The organism is Gramella sp. Hel_I_59, from assembly GCF_006714895.1.
GTDB lineage: Bacteria > Bacteroidota > Bacteroidia > Flavobacteriales > Flavobacteriaceae > Christiangramia.
In genome coordinates, this window is sequence record NZ_VFME01000001.1 from 701,746 (window position 1) to 722,826 (window position 21,081).

General features: G+C 40.2%; 7 protein-coding genes, 2 tRNA genes and 3 rRNA genes. 9 read left to right on the forward strand and 3 right to left on the reverse strand.

Features of this window, described 5'->3' with window-relative positions; all coding sequences use genetic code 11:
- Positions 1–157 precede the first annotated feature (157 nt).
- The 3 genes from JM79_RS03170 to JM79_RS03180 are packed head-to-tail and all read left to right on the forward strand — an operon-like array spanning position 158 to position 5,532.
- The gene (locus JM79_RS03170; protein ID WP_141876775.1) at positions 158–3,163 is read left to right on the forward strand and encodes a SusC/RagA family TonB-linked outer membrane protein; all 3,006 of its coding nucleotides are present in this window, start codon (positions 158–160) and stop codon (positions 3,161–3,163) included.
- Positions 3,164–3,172: 9 nt separating this feature from the next.
- Positions 3,173–4,672, forward strand: coding sequence for a RagB/SusD family nutrient uptake outer membrane protein (locus tag JM79_RS03175; protein WP_141876776.1), 1,500 nt, complete (start codon positions 3,173–3,175; stop codon positions 4,670–4,672).
- A gap of 56 nt (positions 4,673–4,728) precedes the next feature.
- Complete coding sequence (locus JM79_RS03180; RefSeq protein ID WP_141876777.1) at positions 4,729–5,532, forward strand: DUF1735 domain-containing protein; 804 nt, start codon at positions 4,729–4,731, stop codon at positions 5,530–5,532.
- Between the two features lie 200 nt (positions 5,533–5,732).
- Here the strand turns inward: JM79_RS03180 and JM79_RS03185 are convergent, their stop codons facing one another.
- Positions 5,733–6,416 carry a hypothetical protein gene (locus JM79_RS03185; protein WP_141876778.1) on the reverse strand — a complete coding sequence of 228 codons (684 nt, stop codon included), beginning with the start codon at positions 6,414–6,416 and terminating at the stop codon, positions 5,733–5,735.
- A gap of 90 nt (positions 6,417–6,506) precedes the next feature.
- Here JM79_RS03185 and JM79_RS03190 point away from each other — a divergent pair, with 90 nt between their 5' ends.
- From JM79_RS03190 to rrf, 6 genes are all read left to right on the forward strand, one after another.
- Positions 6,507–8,411, forward strand: a complete 1,905-nt coding sequence (locus JM79_RS03190; protein WP_141876779.1) for a putative porin — start codon at positions 6,507–6,509, stop codon at positions 8,409–8,411.
- Positions 8,412–9,254: 843 nt separating this feature from the next.
- Positions 9,255–10,784, forward strand: a 16S ribosomal RNA gene (locus JM79_RS03195).
- Between the two features lie 101 nt (positions 10,785–10,885).
- A tRNA-Ile gene (locus JM79_RS03200) sits at positions 10,886–10,959 on the forward strand.
- A gap of 122 nt (positions 10,960–11,081) precedes the next feature.
- Positions 11,082–11,155: transfer RNA gene (locus tag JM79_RS03205), tRNA-Ala, on the forward strand.
- Between the two features lie 233 nt (positions 11,156–11,388).
- A 23S ribosomal RNA gene (locus JM79_RS03210) occupies positions 11,389–14,222 on the forward strand.
- Between the two features lie 157 nt (positions 14,223–14,379).
- A 5S ribosomal RNA gene (gene rrf, locus JM79_RS03215) occupies positions 14,380–14,489 on the forward strand.
- The 16S, 23S and 5S rRNA genes sit together here with 2 tRNA genes alongside, the layout of an rRNA operon.
- 370 nt (positions 14,490–14,859) lie before the next feature.
- Here rrf and JM79_RS03220 read toward each other — a convergent pair.
- Together JM79_RS03220 and gltB are read right to left on the reverse strand one after the other, a co-directional pair.
- A complete protein-coding gene (locus JM79_RS03220) occupies positions 14,860–16,320 on the reverse strand; it encodes a glutamate synthase subunit beta (protein ID WP_141876780.1) in 1,461 nt (486 codons plus the stop codon).
- Positions 16,321–16,323: 3 nt separating this feature from the next.
- Complete coding sequence (gltB, locus tag JM79_RS03225) at positions 16,324–20,835, reverse strand: glutamate synthase large subunit (protein WP_141876781.1); 4,512 nt, start codon at positions 20,833–20,835, stop codon at positions 16,324–16,326.
- Positions 20,836–21,081: the final 246 nt, after the last annotated feature.

Below are 21,081 nucleotides of genomic sequence, written 5' to 3' on the forward strand. Positions count from 1 at the left end.
TGTAATCTTTTAACAAATTTACGGCTTCAGCATGCAGTGAAATTCCACGTTTTCACTGAGCCTGTTAAAATTTTAATAAGTTAAAGTGTAAGTTTTTTTGGTATGTTAAGGATTTATTAGCATTTTTGACGCAGGCTAATTCAAATTTAACGAAATAATGAAAAAAAGATTACATGGATTTCTAACGCTGTTACTGGTGTTAGTCGTGCAAATTGGTTTTGCACAGGACAAAACAGTTTCTGGAACTGTTTACGATGATGATGGTTTGCCATTACCGGGAACAACAGTAGTTGTTGAGGGTACCTCTGTAGGGACTCAAACCGATTTTGATGGTAAATACTCAATAATTGCAGCCGAAGGTTCAACCTTGAACTTTAGCTTTCTAGGTTATACTGCGCAATCTGTGCCAGTTGGGGCTCAAAATGTGATCAATGTATCGATGAGCGTAGATCAGGGAGCATTAGGCGAAGTTGTGGTATTAGGTTACAGAACCTCTACTAAAGAGAAGTCTTCAGTTTCTTCTGTTACCGTAACTGCTAAAAGTATTGAAAACAGGCCTAACGCTAGTTTCGTGCAAACACTATCTGGTCAGGTAGCCGGTTTAAATATTACCACTAATTCAGGTCAGCCTGGAGCAAGTTCTGTGGTGAACTTACGTGGTGTAAATTCTATCAACGGTAATACATCACCTTTATTTATTATTGATGGTGCTCCTGTAGATGGGGATAACTTCCGTAGTTTGAACCCACAGGATATCGCTTCCGTCTCAGTATTAAAGGATGCCGGTGCAACTGCTATCTACGGTAACAGAGGTGCGAACGGTGTTGTAATTGTTGAAACTAGAAGAGGTGGTTATAATTCTCCTTTAAAAATTAATTACACTGGTATTCTTGGTGTAAGTACACTACAGGATAATGATTATGATCTATTAAGTTCTCCAGAGCAATTAAGGCTAGAGAGAACTTATGGGAATGGTTTGGGTACTACTTTAACAGATCAAGAAATTGCTGCTACCGAGACTACAGATTGGGCGGGTTATTTCTTTAGAGATGCACTTACTAAAAACCATACTTTGAACTTTTCTAGCGGTGGTGCAAAAACTACTCAATTTACCTCTCTTGGATATTCTGATGTTGAAGGTATTTTGGGAGGATCAAATCTTCAGAGGTTCAATGTTCGCTCTAACGTTGCAGGACGTAGTGAAAATGATAAATTCAATTATGGTCTTAATTTAACTGCGAACTATTCGCAGAATAATGAGCCAAATGCAATTGGTGGAAGTGGAATCAACCAGAACTATGTTCTTGGTGCGTATCAGGCCGCTCCTTATATTTCTCCTAATGATTATACTAATGGAGCAGCATTACTTTCCCCTCTAAGTTTTACTAACACTCCTTTATTCCTAATTGATAAGTTAAAAACTTTTACAAGACTGGAAGAAGAAGTGAAACTTGTAGGTAGTTTTAATGCTTCTTATGAGATTTTCGATGATCTTACTGCAGGAATCGTTGCAAGTGCAGATTATAATAGTGAATTTTTCACTAGCGCAACTGCTCCTGATTCTTTCAATGGTTTGTTATTTGGTGGTGGTGCGAACCCAACTGCTGGAGATCAATCTCAACAGAGCAGAAGAGTGTTTACCTTTAATAATGTGACATCATTAAATTATACTAAAGATATTGGAGATCATACTTTTGGTATTGGAGCATATTTAGAGTATTTCAAAGCTCATTTAAGAACATTTGGATATACTGCAGAGGGACTTGATCCTAAAACTTTCTCTCCTGGAGATGGTTCTGGTTTTGTAGATGATAACTCTGACAATGATTTCTTTGTAGATCAAGCTAATGCGAATATCTTAAATGCAGGACTGTTCTCATATTTTGGAACACTTGATTGGGATTATGATGGAAGATATGGTTTATCTGGTTCTATAAGACGCGATGCATCTTATAGATTTGCTGAAAGTAACCGTTATGCAACATTTTGGTCCGTTGCAGGTAGATGGAATATTCATAATGAGGCATTCATGAATGGCTCAGTGTTTGACGCATTGAAACTAAGAGGTTCTTACGGTACTGCGGGTAACCAGAGAATTACTGGTACAACCTATTTTTCTGGTCCAGATTTGACAAAGAACTTTTTTGCAACAGGATCAGGTTATGGTGGTCAGAACTCTATTTTCCTAAGTCAAATTGCTAACACTACTCTTAAATGGGAGACAGTAACTTCCGGTAACCTTGGTTTAGATTTTGAATTATTTAGTTCTAGATTGAGAGGGTCAGTAGATGCATATTATAAGGAAACTACAGATCTTTTCCAGAGTACTCCAGTTTCAGCTATTAACGCTATTACTAGCATTAACGCCAACGTTGGTAGTCTGTCTAATAAGGGTCTGGATCTTACTTTGAATTACGATATATTCCGCAGTTTGGAAGAAGGTGGGTTCAATATGAATGTAAGTCTAGTTGGGAATTACAACGAAACTGAAATTTTAGACTTGCCGGCAGATGATGGTATAATCGAGGGTATTGGAAGAGAAGGTGGTAAGCTTTATGAGTACTATACAATTAGATATGCTGGAGTAAATCCTATTAATGGTAACGCATTATTCTATACTGCAGATGGAGAAGTTACTGAAAATCCTAATGCAGATACTGATCGTGTATGGTTGGATAAAAATATATATCCTGATTATAATGGAAGTTTTGGTGTGAATATGGATTATAAAGGATTTTTCGTGCAAACACAATTTAACTACGTTATCGGGGTAGATCGATATGACTTTGATCTTTCAGGATTTCAGGATCCTACCAGTATCGGTCAGTTCCGCTCCTCTAGTGATTTGTTGGATGCGTGGACTCCAGATAATCGTGTGACAAATATACCTAGTTTAAATGCTACTAATATTGGTGTTTATGGTAGTGATAGGTATATAACAGATGCAGATTTTTTAAGAATAAGATTTGCTACTATTGGATATAGCCTTCCAAGAACTTACCTTGATACTATGGGTTTAACTGCATTAAGAGTATTTGTTCAGGGAGAAAATTTAGCGACATTTAGCAAATGGAGAGGATTTGATGCTGAAGCACAAAGTAATACATCAAGAATATATCCTACTCCACGTACCGTGTCATTAGGATTAGAAATTGGATTATAAAATAAAAATATGAAAAGAATAAAAGTTTTATTAGGAGCATTCGTTGGTCTTATACTATTTAGCTGTAGTGACGCGATTGAAATTGATCAGCCTGGTAGGCTGGATGCCGATGCGGCATTTGAAACGGTAGATGATCTGGAATCAGGTTTATTTGGAGTTTACAATAATATTAACTTAGCACCAGAGATTGCCTTTAACGCTATTTTTACAGATGAATTAGCTATAGGTTTCGATAATGGTGGACAGGGTATCCAGGATTATGGTTTTAACCTGAACGCAGGTAGTGCAGCTTCTGCTAATTTCTGGATCAGGAATTATGGCTTAATAAATTCTGCAAATAGATTGATAGATGCAGCTCTAGCTCTTGAGCCAGCTGCCAGTGAGGAATCTAGATATAATGATATACTTGGGCAAGCTTATGCTATCAGAGCATTTGGTCATTTCCAACTACAATCGTACTATACTACAGATTATACTGATGACAGTGCTTTGGGAGTTATCTTAGTAGATTTTGTTCCTACTATTGATCAACAATTACTTAGAAATACCAACGGTGAAGTTTTTGGACTGATTGAATCTGATTTGGATCAGGCTGAAAGTCTACTTAATACTGAAAGTTCAGCTACTTTCATAAGTCAGGATTTCGTTACTGCTATGAGAGCTAGGATGGCTGCATACCGTCAAAATTATGCGGTAGCTGAAGCTAATGCTTCTGAATTGCTTGATAAGTATGGTCTTGCAGATAAAGATGAGTACCAGGGTATTTTCAATGATAGTGACAATGCAGAAATTATTTTCAAGTTAGAAAGAACAATTGGTGATTCTTATGATGTTCAAGGTCCTACAGGAACTGTGGCTACTGCTGGATGGATTGGAGCTAGGTTTGCATTCGTTGGACCGGGATACGATGGTTCGCCGTATTTTGAAGCTGGAAGATCACTTTTTAATTTGGTGGACGAAGAAGACGTTAGATTTGAAGTGCTATTCGATTCTACCTCGGTAATTGATCCAAATTATGCAGCTATGGCTGGTGGACAAACCAACGACGTTCTAGTTGTAAATAAATATGCTGGTTCGGAAGGCCGTCCTTTGATGAACGATCTTAAAGTTTTTAGAAGTTCTGAGATGCTACTTATTCTTGCTGAAGCTTATGCAGCACAAGGTAATTTTAATGGCGATTCAAATTCTACTGCTTCTCTTATTAAAAGATTGAGAGATGCTAGATACGGTACAGATACTATTCTTCCATCATATGATGATATGCAAGGTGCGTTTGCTGATATCCTTGAAGAAAGGCGAGTTGAGTTGGCTTTTGAAGGACATAGATGGAAAGATCTAAAACGTTTGGGTGAAAGAGCAAACAGAGGTGTGTTGAAAGATCCGGTAGATTGCGCATTTAATGGTGCATGTACTTTATCACCAACGGACTATAGATTTACTCTGCCATTACCTATTGTAGAGTTCCAGGCTAATCCAGGATTAAGAGATCAGCAAAACCCAGGTTACTAATTTTAACATATATCAAAATGAAAAAGCTTTTATATAAATTACCTGTCCTATTACTGTTGTTAGCAACAGTAATAGGATGTGAAGAGGATAAAGTGATTTACGACGTGGATAACGGGCAATCTTTTGCTGGTTTTCAAAGTACCGCAAATCCTCTGGTTTTCAACCCTGTAGCTGATACTGAAAACCGTTACACAGTGGCTGTTTCTACAAGATCTTCTATGGATCGACAGGTTGTTGTTTCTGTGGATGAGTCCAGTACGTTAGGTACATCTTTTTATAATATCGATAATACCACGGTTACAATTCCAGCCGGAGAATTTTCAGCCGATGTAATTATCACAACACCAGCTTCAGACGTTTTTCCTGCAAGTGGTAGTGTTTTAAATTTAAACTTAGAGACTGTTGAAGGTTCTGAGCTTAGTACTTTCAACCCGTTAACTCAGGAAATTGGTTTCACAGTAGAATGTCCTACTGTTGACCTTGCTTCCATTCCTGGTACATATGCTTTCACAGTGGATGAATTTGGGTTTGTTTTAAATAGCGAATTTGAAATCGTAGAAGGCCCAGGTGAAAATGAATTTACTATGGTAAATCTTTCTGGTCATCCAAATCCAGATGCTGGTGGAGAAATGAATTACGATGTAGTATTTTCAATCAACCCTAGTACAGGTTCTATAACTGTGCCGAAACAAGAGGCTTGGCATTATGACACGTTTGGAGGTGATCCAGATTATGGTGTCGGAAGTGTAGAAGGTTCTGGAAGAGCTCTTACATGTATAAGTCAAATAACTTTGAATTTGACTCATACCGTTGAGGCAGGTAGCTTTGGCACCTACAGATTACAATTCGTTAAGAATTAAAATTAAATTCTTATATCAAATTTAAAAAAGCCAGGCTTAAATAGCCTGGCTTTTTATTTCAAGAGAGTTAACCTTTTAAGTTAACAATTTCTACGTATGAATTAGTTTTAAGTGATTATAGTATTTATTGCATTTGATCACAATTAGACATATTCAACATTATGGAGTAGTAGAAAGAAATAGATAGACTTAGAAAAAAATTATTTCTCATTGTTGTGCATTTTATTGTAGTAATCTGCTAGCTCAATCAGATCATTTTCATCTTTGAATTTCAACTTCTCATCTTTGATGAAGTTTTTTACTTTCTTGTTATCAAAGAATCGAATAATATCTCTTCTTTTCAAACGAATTTCTTTTGGGTTATCAGAATTCAAAGCTAAGTAGTATCTGACCTCTTCTTCAAATTTTGCTGGCTTGTCTACAGCATAACTATTGATGGCCTCTTCTCCTTCTTCAAAAATCTTAACATCTCTTTTATATACCTTAATATCTTCATTTTCTACCATAGATTGCAAATACCCCATCTTCAGAATTCCACTATCATTGTAGTACTCAATTAAATAATAGTTGTTATTCAGATAATTAATTGAAATTTGAGGATTTTTACTTAAATAGACACTACCATTGGATTGTTTTACTTCAAATGCATCCGTATATGCGTCATATCTTAGTTGAGCTTTAATTTTTTTATTGTTTACAATTAGCTGGCTAGATGTAAAATTTTCATTGATAAATGGAGATCCTTTTACGTTTGCTGGTATTTTATTTTTCCCACTATTACTATTTCTGATATAAGCAGTAGGTAAATCTAAATTCTGGGAATTTACGGAGGTAAATACAGAAAATAAAAATGCAATTAGAAATAACGGTTTAAATCTGATCATTCTGTTTAATTTTGGTTTATATAGGTTTAGTATATTACAAATATAATACCACAGGGGCATTACAGCTAATTTTGTATTCAATAACATTTCATGAAATTATATCCAATTATTATCATACTGTGTTTTTCGATCGGCTCTACTCTATTAGCTCAGAGCTCTAAAAATGTCTTAGCAGAGAATATAGCATCGGAAAAGGATAGTCTTCCTCCGGTAGATCTGTACAAGATCATTTCGGTGAAGAATGACACTACACATCTAGATACCACGCTCACCATATTAAAGGATTACAAGTTCAATTATCTTAGAAAAGATAATTTTGAGTTGTTGCCATTTTCAAATACCGGACAAACCTACAATGCTCTTAGTTACGCTGAGGATAATAGCAAAGCATTTCCTGGATTTGGAGCAGAAGCAAGACACTACAATTTTATGGAAGTGGATGATATTAACTATTATCAAGTTCCAACGCCATGGACTCAGCTTTATTTTAAAACTGTACCGGAACAGGGGCAGCAGCTCGATGCATTATTTACTATCAATACTTCTAAGAACTTAAATATGTTTATCGCATATAAAGGAACGAGGGCCTTAGGTAAATACCAGAATATTTTGACCAGCACCGGAAATCTTAGAATGGGGTTCTCCTACAATACAAATAATGATAGGTATCGTATAAAAGCACACTTCGTTTCTCAGGATCTAATGAATGAGGAAAACGGAGGGCTTGATAGCCTTGCGGTACTTCAATATATTGCCGAGGAAGAAGAGTTCGATGATCGATCTGTTCTCGATGTCAACTATGAGGACGCCGAAAGTACTCTCTTTGGGAAGAGGTTTTTTATTGATCATGAATATCAACTAACCAATCCCAGGGATTCCACTAACAAATTAAGTGTCTCCCACAAATTCGATCATAGTTATAAAAAGTTTGTCTTTAATCAGGAAACTGCGGAAAATGCTCTTTATGGTGATTCTTTTGAGGCTACTAATTTGCAAACGTCTACTCGACTATATACCACCTTTAATGAAGCCGCAGTAAATTTTGAAAATGATGTACTAGGAAAACTCTCCGTAAAAGCCGGGCATACTAATTATGATTACGGATATAATGCCGTCTATATTACAGAGGAGTCTGTAGTAGGCAATAAGCTTTTCGGGAATTTATTACATCTGGGTGCTACTTATGAAGAGCGTATTGGTGATTTTGATCTTAAAGCTGCTGGGCGACTCAACCTTGATGATGATTTTTCCGGTAATTTTCTAAATGTTTCCGCTGGTTATGAATTCGATACTCAAAATAGTATCCGTTTCGGGTTCGATCAAAATAGCAGTTTGCCTAATTTTAATTTTCTGCTCTATCAGAATGATTATATCAATTATAACTGGCAGAACGACTTCGATAATATTAGTTCGCAGAGATTATACGCCAGGCTTTCTTCTGAAAAATATGCGAACATAAATTTTTCTTTATCACAAATTGATAACTATACATACTTTGCTGAAAATGAAAGTGGGTCGGTAAAACCTTTTCAATATGATCAGCCCGTAAGACACTTAAAGCTGAAGGCTGAAAAAGAATTTGATTTTGGTCTCTTCGGAAGCTACAATACTATAATGTATCAGAATGTCCTGGAAGGAGCAGGCGTTCTTAATGTTCCAGATCTGGTTACCAGGAATTCCATATACTATAAGGACTTCTGGTTCGATAAGGCGCTGTATCTTCAAACAGGTTTCACTTTTAAGTATTTTACGAAGTATGAAGCGAATGCTTACGATCCCATCCTTGCAGAATTCTATGTCCAGAATGAAGAAGAGATTGGTGGTTTTCCTGTGGTAGATTATTTCTTCAATGCAAAAGTGGACAAAGCAAGAATCTTCTTTAAGTTGGAGCATTTAAATTCCTTGGTTACCGGGAACAACAATTTCTCTGCACCAGACTATCCATATACCGACTTCCTAGTAAGATTTGGCCTGGTTTGGGATCTTTTCCTGTAGTTTTTGTTATACTGAATTTATCATATCAGGAGTCTGTTTAATTTTTGGTTGCTGAATTGACATAAAACTCAGACATCAGTTCTATTATGACTAGCTTTTCTCTGAAGTCTTTGCAGTTCGTGTAAATCTAATATTTTCTTGAGAAAGTCATTGTGTAATAAAAATTGGGGTGTATATTTGCAGCCGCTTTGGGAGCAAGGCGTATGTTCGTTGAGAGTAGTGATGGTGGGTAATGCGAAAGGATCTGGCTTTAGAAAATTAAATTAAAATTTATTAAATTTTAGTTTGGTAGAAAGGAAAAAGTTAGTGTATATTTGCAGCCGCTTTGAGAGCAAGGCGGGAGTTCACTGAAAGGTATGTAAAGGGTAGGCTATAGTTGGTCTAAGGCAAAAAAATAAAAATTAAATTTCTTTAAATTTTATTTGGCTGGAGAGCAAAACTAGTTTTATATTTGCACCCGCTTTGAAAACGAAGCGACGTTCATAAGAAGGTTGGCAGGTTTTAAAGGTGGGAAAGCTTTGGAAAAAGAAACTAAAAATTTTATTAAAAAAGTTTTGGTTGATAAAGAAAAAGCGTTGTATATTTGCACCCGCTTTGAGAGCAAGCAAACGTTCAAAAATTACAGACTGAAATTACTGAAAACCACCGGATGGGGTGATAGAATAAGGTTCGATTCCTTAGGTTTTAACAAGACAGATTGGGAGACCAATTAAAGTTCATTGATATATTGAATTGACAAAGGGTTTTATCTTTTAGGAGATAGAATCAAGTGTATAAGAATTAAGACTAGAAAAGTCATACTGAGCAATTTCTTTAGTAGTTGTTGAATATATTTAAGATTTAACGATGAAGAGTTTGATCCTGGCTCAGGATGAACGCTAGCGGCAGGCCTAACACATGCAAGTCGAACGGTAACAGGGATTAGCTTGCTAATTTGCTGACGAGTGGCGCACGGGTGCGTAACGCGTATACAATCTGCCTTTAAGCGGGGAATAGCCCATGGAAACGTGGATTAATACCCCATAGTCTATAAACTTCACCTGGAGATTATAGTAAACATTTATGGCTTAAAGATGAGTATGCGTCCTATTAGTTAGTTGGTAAGGTAACGGCTTACCAAGACGGCGATAGGTAGGGGTCCTGAGAGGGAGATCCCCCACACTGGTACTGAGACACGGACCAGACTCCTACGGGAGGCAGCAGTGAGGAATATTGGACAATGGAGGCAACTCTGATCCAGCCATGCCGCGTGCAGGAAGACGGCCCTATGGGTTGTAAACTGCTTTTATACGGGAAGAACCACATCTACGTGTAGATGCTTGACGGTACCGTATGAATAAGGACCGGCTAACTCCGTGCCAGCAGCCGCGGTAATACGGAGGGTCCAAGCGTTATCCGGAATCATTGGGTTTAAAGGGTCCGTAGGCGGGATAATAAGTCAGTGGTGAAAGTCTGCAGCTCAACTGTAGAATTGCCATTGATACTGTTGTTCTTGAATTATTATGAAGTGGTTGGAATGAGTAGTGTAGCGGTGAAATGCATAGATATTACTCAGAACACCTATTGCGAAGGCAGATCACTAATAATATATTGACGCTGAGGGACGAAAGCGTAGGTAGCGAACAGGATTAGATACCCTGGTAGTCTACGCCGTAAACGATGGTTACTAGCTGTTCGGCTCGATTGAGAGCTGAGTGGTTAAGCGAAAGTGATAAGTAACCCACCTGGGGAGTACGTTCGCAAGAATGAAACTCAAAGGAATTGACGGGGGCCCGCACAAGCGGTGGAGCATGTGGTTTAATTCGATGATACGCGAGGAACCTTACCAGGGCTTAAATGCAGTTGGACAGGTCTGGAAACAGACCCTTCTTCGGACTAATTGCAAGGTGCTGCATGGTTGTCGTCAGCTCGTGCCGTGAGGTGTCAGGTTAAGTCCTATAACGAGCGCAACCCCTGTGGTTAGTTGCCAGCGAGTCATGTCGGGAACTCTAGCCAGACTGCCAGTGCAAACTGTGAGGAAGGTGGGGATGACGTCAAATCATCACGGCCCTTACGTCCTGGGCCACACACGTGCTACAATGGTAGGGACAGAGGGCAGCTACCCCGCGAGGGGATGCGAATCTTCAAACCCTATCACAGTTCGGATCGCAGTCTGCAACTCGACTGCGTGAAGCTGGAATCGCTAGTAATCGCATATCAGCCATGATGCGGTGAATACGTTCCCGGGCCTTGTACACACCGCCCGTCAAGCCATGGAAGCCGGGGGTACCTGAAGTCCGTCACCGTAAGGAGCGGCCTAGGGTAAAACTGGTAACTGGGGCTAAGTCGTAACAAGGTAGCCGTACCGGAAGGTGCGGCTGGAACACCTCCTTTCTAGAGCTTTGTGTCTTTAAGACACAAGCGACAATTAGTAAAGGGAAGTTCAGCTAGACCAATTTGGTCTTGATTCTTATGTCAATTCGATTATTATGGACAGTCTCATAGCTCAGCTGGTTAGAGCGCTACACTGATAATGTAGAGGTCGGCAGTTCGAGTCTGCCTGAGACTACTTGAGAGAGTAAGCCATCAGGTTTATAAGTTCATTTGAAACATTGAAAGGAAATTTTAGAGGTTGAGTAGCCGTTATAAGTACTGTTAACTAATAACTGGTTAGCTGGATACTAAAATAATGGGGGATTAGCTCAGCTGGCTAGAGCGCCTGCCTTGCACGCAGGAGGTCATCGGTTCGACTCCGATATTCTCCACAATTCCTAGAGATAGAGAGGGTTATAGTTTTTACAAACAACCAGGAAACATATGTTTTTAGTTTGTAAGATCATCGAGACTCTATCGTTATTACGGGAAAAAAGTTCATTGACATATTGAAGAAACAAAGAATACGAGAACACTATTAGATAGAAATATTTAATATAAGTAATACATTATAATACTTCTGTTCTAGCGCAAGTTAGAATAGATTAGAGCATTAAGCAAAGCGCATACAAGCTAGATAAGGGCGTATGGGGAATGCCTAGGCTCTCAGAGGCGAAGAAGGACGTGATAAGCTGCGAAAAGTCGTGGGGATTGGCACATACAAATTGATCCGCGAATATCCGAATGGGGCAACCCACTATATTGAAGATATAGTATCCGCAAGGAGGCGAACCCGGAGAACTGAAACATCTAAGTACCCGGAGGAAGAGAAAACAATAGTGATTGCGCTAGTAGCGGCGAGCGAACGCGCAGAAGCCCAAACCAATGAGTTTACGGACTTATTGGGGTTGTAGGACTGCAACATTGTTTGTACAATGAATTAGAACAAGTTGGAAAGCTTGGCCAAAGACGGTGATAGCCCGGTATAGGAAAGTTGATATAAAGCATAGCAGTATCCTGAGTAGTGCGGGGCACGTGAAACCCTGTATGAATCCGGCGGGACCATCCGCCAAGGCTAAATACTCCTGAGAGACCGATAGTGAACCAGTACCGTGAGGGAAAGGTGAAAAGAACCCTGAATAAGGGAGTGAAATAGATCCTGAAACCATACGCTTACAAGCGGTCGGAGCCCTTTAGTGGGGTGACGGCGTGCCTTTTGCATAATGAGCCTACGAGTTACCGTTGCCAGCAAGGTTAAGCAGTTCAGCTGTGGAGCCGTAGCGAAAGCGAGTCTGAATAGGGCGCTTTAGTTGGTAGTGGTAGACGCGAAACCGTGTGATCTACCCTTGGGCAGGTTGAAGCTGTGGTAACACATAGTGGAGGACCGAACCCGTTGACGTTGAAAAGTCTTGGGATGACCTGAGGGTAGGGGTGAAAGGCCAATCAAACTCGGAAATAGCTCGTACTCCCCGAAATGCATTTAGGTGCAGCGATATAGATAGTTTTATAGAGGTAGAGCTACTGATTGGATGCGGGGGCTTCACCGCCTACCAATTCCTGACAAACTCCGAATGCTATAAAATGATTCATATCAGTGAGGGCATGGGTGCTAAGGTCCATGTCCGAGAGGGAAAGAACCCAGACCATCAGCTAAGGTCCCAAAATATATGTTAAGTTGAAGAAACGCGGTTGAACTGCCCAGACAGCTAGGATGTTGGCTTGGAAGCAGCCATTCATTTAAAGAGTGCGTAACAGCTCACTAGTCGAGCGGTTCGGCATGGATAATAATCGGGCATAAACATATTACCGAAGCTATGGACTATAGTTTACTATAGTGGTAGGGGAGCATTGTAACAGAGATGAAGGTGAGTCGCGAGGCTTGCTGGATCGGTTACAAAAGAAAATGTAGGCATAAGTAACGATAATGCGGGCGAGAAACCCGCACACCGAAAGACTAAGGTTTCCTCAGCTATGCTAATCAGCTGAGGGTTAGTCGGGACCTAAGGCGAACCCGAAAGGGGTAGTCGATGGACAAGCAGTTAATATTCTGCTACTTGCCCCACGTTAAAGCGGACGGAGGCGTAAATTTGGTGCGTACTGACGGAATAGTACGTTGAAGGGAGTGGTAACACCCCGATAGTACACAAAAGCTACGGCCAGCGTGATAATCCAGAGGAGCGACTTCCAAGAAAAGCGAGTGGAGGCAACCCGTACCCTAAACCGACACAGGTAGTTGGGATGAGAATTCTAAGGTGCTCGAGAGATTCATGGCTAAGGAACTAGGCAAAATTGGCCCGTAACTTCGGGAGAAGGGTCGCCCCCCTTATGGGGGGGCCGCAGTGAAAAGATCCAGGCGACTGTTTATCAAAAACACAGGGCTCTGCTAAATCGAAAGATGACGTATAGGGCCTGACACCTGCCCGGTGCTGGAAGGTTAAGGGGAGATGTTAGCTTCGGCGAAGCATTGAACTGAAGCCCCAGTAAACGGCGGCCGTAACTATAACGGTCCTAAGGTAGCGAAATTCCTTGTCGGGTAAGTTCCGACCTGCACGAATGGTGCAACGATCTGGATACTGTCTCAGCCATGAGCTCGGTGAAATTGTAGTATCGGTGAAGATGCCGATTACCCGCTGTGGGACGAAAAGACCCCGTGCACCTTTACTATAGCTTAGTATTGACTTTGAACAAGTGATGTGTAGGATAGGTAGGAGACTTTGAAGCTGCATCGCCAGGTGTGGTGGAGTCGTTGTTGAAATACTACCCTTTACTTGTTTAGAGCCTAACTTCCAATGGAAGGACAGTGCTTGGTGGGTAGTTTGACTGGGGTGGTCGCCTCCAAAAGAGTAACGGAGGCTTCTAAAGGTTCCCTCAGCACGCTTGGTAACCGTGCGTAGAGTGCAATGGCAAAAGGGAGCTTGACTGAGAGACATACAGGTCGATCAGGTACGAAAGTAGAGCATAGTGATCCGGTGACACCGCATGGAAGGGTCATCGCTCAAAGGATAAAAGGTACGCCGGGGATAACAGGCTGATCTCCCCCAAGAGCTCACATCGACGGGGGGGTTTGGCACCTCGATGTCGGCTCGTCACATCCTGGGGCTGGAGAAGGTCCCAAGGGTTGGGCTGTTCGCCCATTAAAGTGGCACGCGAGCTGGGTTCAGAACGTCGTGAGACAGTTCGGTCTCTATCTACAGTGGGCGTTAGAAATTTGAGTGGACCTGATCCTAGTACGAGAGGACCGGATTGGACGAACCTCTGGTGTATCTGTTGTTCCGCCAGGAGCACTGCAGAGTAGCTACGTTCGGAAGGGATAAGCGCTGAAAGCATATAAGCGCGAAACCCACCACAAGATGAGATTTCTTTAAAGGACCGTGGGAGACTACCACGTTGATAGGCTATAGGTGTAAAGGCAGTAATGTCATAGCCGAGTAGTACTAATAATCCGTAAAGCTTGATGCGCGATGGCTCTGAGGCCGCAAAACCTCAGAGCCGCCAAATGCTTATTTTATAAGTGTAGTACAGGTACTTGTAACTTTTTTGTTTCTTTAATTATGTCAACGATATTAGTTCTGAGAAATCAGAACAGTTTTAAGCTCGAAGCTTATAACTTACCTTTTAAGGTGGCTATAGCAACGGGGCTCACCTCTTCCCATCCCGAACAGAGTAGTTAAGCCCGTTAGCGCAGATGGTACTGCTGTATTGTGGGAGAGTATGTCGTCGCCTTCTTCTTTAAAACCCTTCATCATAAAGATGAAGGGTTTTTTTATGCAATAAAATCAAGGAGTGCATTAGTACTTAGAATCCAACTTACAGGTTTATAATTGTCTACTTAAGCCAGCTGGTCTCTCTATATTGCTAATACAATCTACGTAAACTGGATGGGACTATATATCTCTTTTGAACTAACGCAATTCCTCTCTGGCTTCTTATTATAGAAATTATAGAGTTGAAACACTGAATGCTTAAGTTGATTTTAAATCCCTAATAGCTTAATAAAATAGAAGCTTTCAATAGAATCGATTGCAAGCAACCTATATATAATACAAAAGCAGCCAATCGGCTGCTTTTGTATTATTAAGTCTTAGTATTAATTGTCCTAAACTTGCGGAAGATCTCCATCTCCCTTTACAGGCAATTTAGATTTACCCATCAGGAATTTATCTACATGATGTGCTGCTTCACGTCCTTCAGAAATTGCCCAGACAATTAGTGATTGTCCTCTACGCATATCTCCGGCAACAAACACATTCTTCTTATTAGTAGTATAGGATTTACTTCCTTTAATATTAGTTCTTTCATCTATTTCCAGTCCCATTTTTTCCGCAAGCGATTTCTCTGGTCCTGTGAATCCAAGAGAGAGGAGTGCGAGATCACAAGGCCAGTCTTTTTCAGATCCCTCTACTTCTTTGAGTTCTGGTCTGGAACCTGGTCTTTTGATCCATTCTACTTCCACTGTTTTTAGAGCTTTCAGTTTACCACTTTCATCCTTGATGAATTCTTTGGTTTGTATACTCCAATTTCTTTCAACACCTTCCTCGTGGGAAGAGCTTGTCTTCATGGTAAAAGGCCAGTATGGCCACGGATTATCTTTTGTACGCTGTTCTGCAGGTAAAGGCATTATCTCGAAATTGATTACCGAGTTCGCTCCGTGTCTATTGGATGTTCCAACGCAATCTGATCCTGTATCTCCACCACCAATAACAATCACATTTCTGCCTTTAGCGTTGTATTTGCTGTCCAGCTGATGCAGTCCATTTACATACTGATTATTATGAGTGAGAAAGTCCATTGCTTGCACAACCCCTTCAGCATCTGAACCCGGAATTGGTAATTTCCTCTTCTCCGTAGCTCCACCACAAAGGACAACGGCGTCGAAACCTTCTAGTTCTGCTATGTCATAATTATTTCCAACCTCAGTTTCTGTCTTAAAAATAATACCTTCAGCTTCTAGAATTTCCAGTCTTCGGTCTATTATTTTCTTCTCTAATTTAAAATCAGGTATACCATAGCGTAGGAGTCCGCCCGGTTTCGCACCACGTTCTAAAACTGTAACTTCATGACCAGCTCTGTTCAATTGCTGAGCGGCTGCCAGTCCAGCAGGTCCGCTACCAATGACGGCAACTTTTTTACCAGTTCTCACTGCAGGAATTTCAGGCTTTATCCAGCCTTCTTTAAAGCCTCTTTCTACAATATACTTCTCGATCATTTCGATCGCTACAGGAGGCTCTATAATCCCTAATACGCATGCTGATTCACAAGGTGCGGGACATAATCTACCCGTAAACTCAGGGAAATTGTTTGTTGCATGCAGGATTGTGAGTGCTTTTTGCCATTCATTTCTGTACACTGCATGGTTAAAGTCCGGAATCAAGTTACCTAATGGACAACCTGAATGACAGAATGGTATTCCGCAATCCATGCATCTACCTCCCTGTTTCTTAAGTTCTTCTGTAGGTAGCTCCTTCTGAAATTCATAATAATTCTTTATCCTGTCCTGAGGTAGTATCGTATCCTCATCTTTTCTTTCGTATTCTAAAAATCCTCTAATCTCTCCCATACCTTACGCCGTTTTAAGAGTTTGCTCGTTGTTTTCTTTCATTTTCTGTAAAGCCTTTTTGTATTCTGTAGGCATAATCTTTATAAAGCCAGCAGAACTTGACTCCCAATTATTCAATATTTCGCGAGCTACATCACTTTCTGTATATTGATAATGCTTTACGATCAAATCTTCTATTTCCGCGATATTTTCTTCGGAAAGTTCTTCGAATTCGATCATTTCCATATTGAACTTATTCCGGTCTATTTTATGGTCAGGATCGTAAATGTAAGCTGTTCCGCCACTCATACCTGCCGCAAAGTTTCTACCTATTCCTCCAAGAATTACTGCAATTCCTCCGGTCATATATTCACATCCATGATCACCAATTCCTTCGATCACGGCTTTTGCACCGGAATTCCGAACGCAAAAGCGTTCTCCGCCGATACCGTTTATATAAGCTTCACCAGCGGTTGCGCCATATAAAGCAACGTTTCCAATAATGACATTTTCGTTTGAAGCGAATGTTGCTTCCTTTGGCTTCCGTATAGATAGTACTGCGCCAGAAAGGCCTTTTCCGAAGTAATCGTTAGAGTTCCCCTCAATATTTAAGTTTAGTCCGCGAGCGGCAAATGCACCAAAGCTCTGTCCTGCAGATCCTTTAAAATTAAGAGTTAACGTGTTGGGAGGTAGCCCGTTTGCACCGTGAATTTTCGAAATCTCATTACTAATAATGGCTCCGGTTGTACGGTTAGTATTATCAATAGGGTATTCTAATGTTACTTGTTCTTTTCGATAGATCGCCGGGTGAGCATGCTTCAGAATATGAAAATCCAATACTCCTTCCAGGTTGTGTAGCTGTTTTTCAGTATTTGCCAGTGGAACCTGTTCGCTCAAATTCGGCTTATGTAAAATATTAGAAAGATCTATTCCCTGTGCTTTATAATGTTTGATCGCTTTATTCATGTCAAGTTTCTGACATTGACCTACCATTTCATTAATGCTTCGATATCCTAGCTGGGCCATGATCTCTCGCAATTCCTGCGCTATGAAATACATGAAATTGATCACATTTTCTGGTGTACCTTTAAAATTCTTCCTTAGTTCAGGATCCTGTGTGGCTATCCCCACAGGGCAGGTATTTAGATGACAGGCCCGCATCATGATACATCCAGATGCTACTAAAGGTGCGGTGGAGAAACCAAATTCTTCAGCTCCTAAGAGACAAGCGATAGCTACGTCACGGCCGGTTTTTAATTGTCCGTCGCATTCTACCACGATCCTGCTTCGTAGATTATTCAGTAATAATGTCTGCTGAGCTTCTGCAATTCCAAGTTCCCAGGGTAATCCTGCGTGTCTTAGCGAAGTAAGCGGAGAAGCTCCGGTTCCTCCATCATATCCAGATATCAAAACTACATCTGCTTTTGCTTTTGCAACACCGGCGGCAATAGTCCCAACACCAATTTTAGAAACCAGTTTTACGTTAATTCTAGCTTCCCGGTTTGCATTCTTAAGGTCAAAAATAAGTTGTGCGAGATCTTCAATAGAGTAAATATCGTGATGGGGAGGCGGAGAGATCAATCCAACATATGGTGTAGAATTTCTTGTTTTGGCAATATCCGGATTCACTTTTGGACCAGGTAACTGTCCTCCTTCACCGGGTTTTGCACCCTGAGCCATCTTTATCTGAATTTCTTTTGCATTGGTTAAATAGTCGATACTCACTCCAAATCTCCCTGAAGCAACCTGTTTAATGGCTGAATTCCTCCAGTTTCCATCAATATCCTTCTGAAAACGTCCGGGATCTTCACCACCTTCACCAGAATTACTTTTTCCTTTAATTCGGTTCATGGCCACTGCCAGGTTCTCATGTGCTTCCTTACTTATAGAACCAAAAGACATAGCACCGGTCTTAAAACGTTTTACAATTTCGGTCCATGGCTCTACCTCTTCAATAGGAATAGGATTTAGTTCCTTGAATTTGAACATTCCTCTAATGGTCATTAACCTTTCGGTCTGCTCATTAATTATTTTCGAATATTCAGTATAAGTATCATAACTATTTTGCTTAACCGCTTGTTGTAGTTTGGCAACGCTGGCAGGGTTGAAAACGTGACGCTCCCCATTTCTTCTCCAGCGATAATCCCCTCCTATTTCAAGATCAAGATCAGAATCTGTTTCTGGTGGGAAAAAAGCATGCTTGTATCGTTTCTGAATTTCCTTTTCCACTTCATATAAGCCTATCCCTTCGATCCTGGTTGGAGTATTACAGAAGTATTTATTTACAAATTTCTTGTTGAGTCCGAGTATTTCGAAGATTTGAGATCCACGGTAGGAAAGTAAAGTAGAGATCCCAATCTTATTCATGATCTTCACGATCCCTTTTCCAATAGCGACGTTAAAGTTCTCTACAGCAACTTCAGGATCTTCGATATTGATCTCTTTTCTTTCTACAAGGTCGTAGATAATCTCATTAACCATATATGGGTTAATAGCGCTAGCGCCATATCCAAAGAGAGCAGCAAAATGATGTGGCTCACGAGGTTCAGCAGATTCGATAACAATTCCAAAACTGGATCTTCGGTTGTAATCCTTCACCCTATGATGAACAAATGAGCAGGCTAGTAGAGATGGGATTGGCGCAAGGCTTTTATCCACATTTCTATCTGAAAGAATAATTACGTTACAGCCATCATCCACAGCCTCTTTGATCTCTACGATCATTTCTTCCAGACGGTCTTCGAGACCATTCATTCCTTTTTCTGCGGAATAAAGCATAGAAATACTCCTGGCCTTAAAACCTGGATAGTCGATATATTTGATCTTATCAAGATCTTCATTGGAAATAACCGGATTCTGAATTTTTAGTTTTTTAGCCTGTTCCGGTATGATATCAAATAAATTGATGTCCTCTCCAATAGTCAGACTAATATCTGTAACGATCTCTTCCCGGATTCCATCCAAAGGCGGATTGGTAACCTGGGCAAATAATTGTTTGAAATAGTTGAATAATAATTGAGGTTTATCTGAAAGTACTGCCAGTGGAATATCGGTTCCCATGGATCCAATAGCTTCTTTAGCATTTGAAGCCATAGGGGTGATAATTGTGGTAATATCTTCGTACGTATAACCATGGAGTTTCAGCCTGGTGACATAATCCACTTCTTCAACCGGAGTCTGGTTTCCAGTGTATTTTACATCGGATAAATGCAAAAGATTATTATCCAGCCATTCCTGGTAAGGATGCCTGGAAACTATTTTCTCCTTCACTTCTTCATCTTCGATAATTCTACCTTCGATCATATCAACCAGAAACATTTTTCCTGGTTCGAGTCTACCATGTTTGAGAACATTTTCAGGCTTGATGTCCAGAACACCAGTTTCAGAAGACATCACCACATATCCATCTTTGGTAACCGTATATCTCGAAGGTCTTAATCCATTTCTATCGAGTAACGCGCCAATATAATTTCCATCGGTAAATGGAATAGAAGCCGGTCCATCCCAGGGTTCCATGATACAGGCGTTGTATTCATAGAAAGCTTTTTTACTATCTTCCATTGATGGGTTTTTCTCCCAGGCTTCTGGAACCATCATCATGATAGCTTCCGGTAAGGATCTACCTGTTTGTAATAGCAGTTCCAACGCCATATCCATGGAAGCTGAATCTGATTTACCTTCCAGAATTACCGGAATGATCTTCTTAATATCATCACCAAAATCTTCACTTTCGAAAAGCTCTTCTCGCGCCTTCATTCGGCTTAAATTACCACGAAGCGTATTAATTTCACCATTATGACACATATAACGAAAAGGTTGTGCCAGGTCCCACGTAGGGAAAGTGTTGGTAGAGAAGCGCTGATGTACCAAGGAAAGTTTGGTGATGACATCAGGATCATTAAGATCTTTGTAATAGATATTTATATCCTGAGGCATGAGTAGCCCTTTATATATTATAGTATTGGTGGATAAGCTTGAAAAATAGAAATAGTCACTTTGTGCCAGACCGGAATTTTCTACCTCATGTTCTGCAATTTTTCGAGCTGAGTACAATCTCTTATTAAAAGACTGCTCATCCATCTCAGTTTTCTTACCTATAAAAACCTGTTCAACAGCTGGCTCTACATTAGAAGCCATTTTCCCAAGACAGGTGTGATTTACGGGAACTTTACGCCAGCCCAGAATTTCCAGATCTTGATTAGCTGCATGTTTTTCAAAAATAGTACGACAAAGGTCAGCCTGATTCTTATTCTTCGGAAGAAATAACATTCCTACTGCATATTCTCTAAAATCTGGAATTTCGAATTCACATACTTTCCTGAAATAGTCATGTGGAACTTCTATTAGAATTCCTGCACCATCTCCAGTTTTTCCATCGGCACTGACTGCACCTCGATGTTCCAGCCTGATTAAAATATCGATGGCTTTATGTATGATATTATTAGTCCTTTCTCCGTTTAAATTACATATAAACCCTGCTCCGCAGTTATCACGCTCGTTTAGAGGAGAGTACAACCCCTGTTCCTTTATTCCCATATCTTCCTTTTCTATATAAATCTCTTAAAGTTAGTTAAAACTGATTAAAGGAAGAGCATCAAGAAAATCTTAACTACAACTTTTGAGGATATGATAATTTGAATGTTTTAAATTGAGAATACCTGAAATATAAGGGCTTAAAATCGTTTTTTTTAATTGAACTTTTCGGTCAACATATACTGGGTGGTTTCCCCCAATTTTAAACAATTCATAAATAATTTAGTATATCCATCGGTAATATTCACT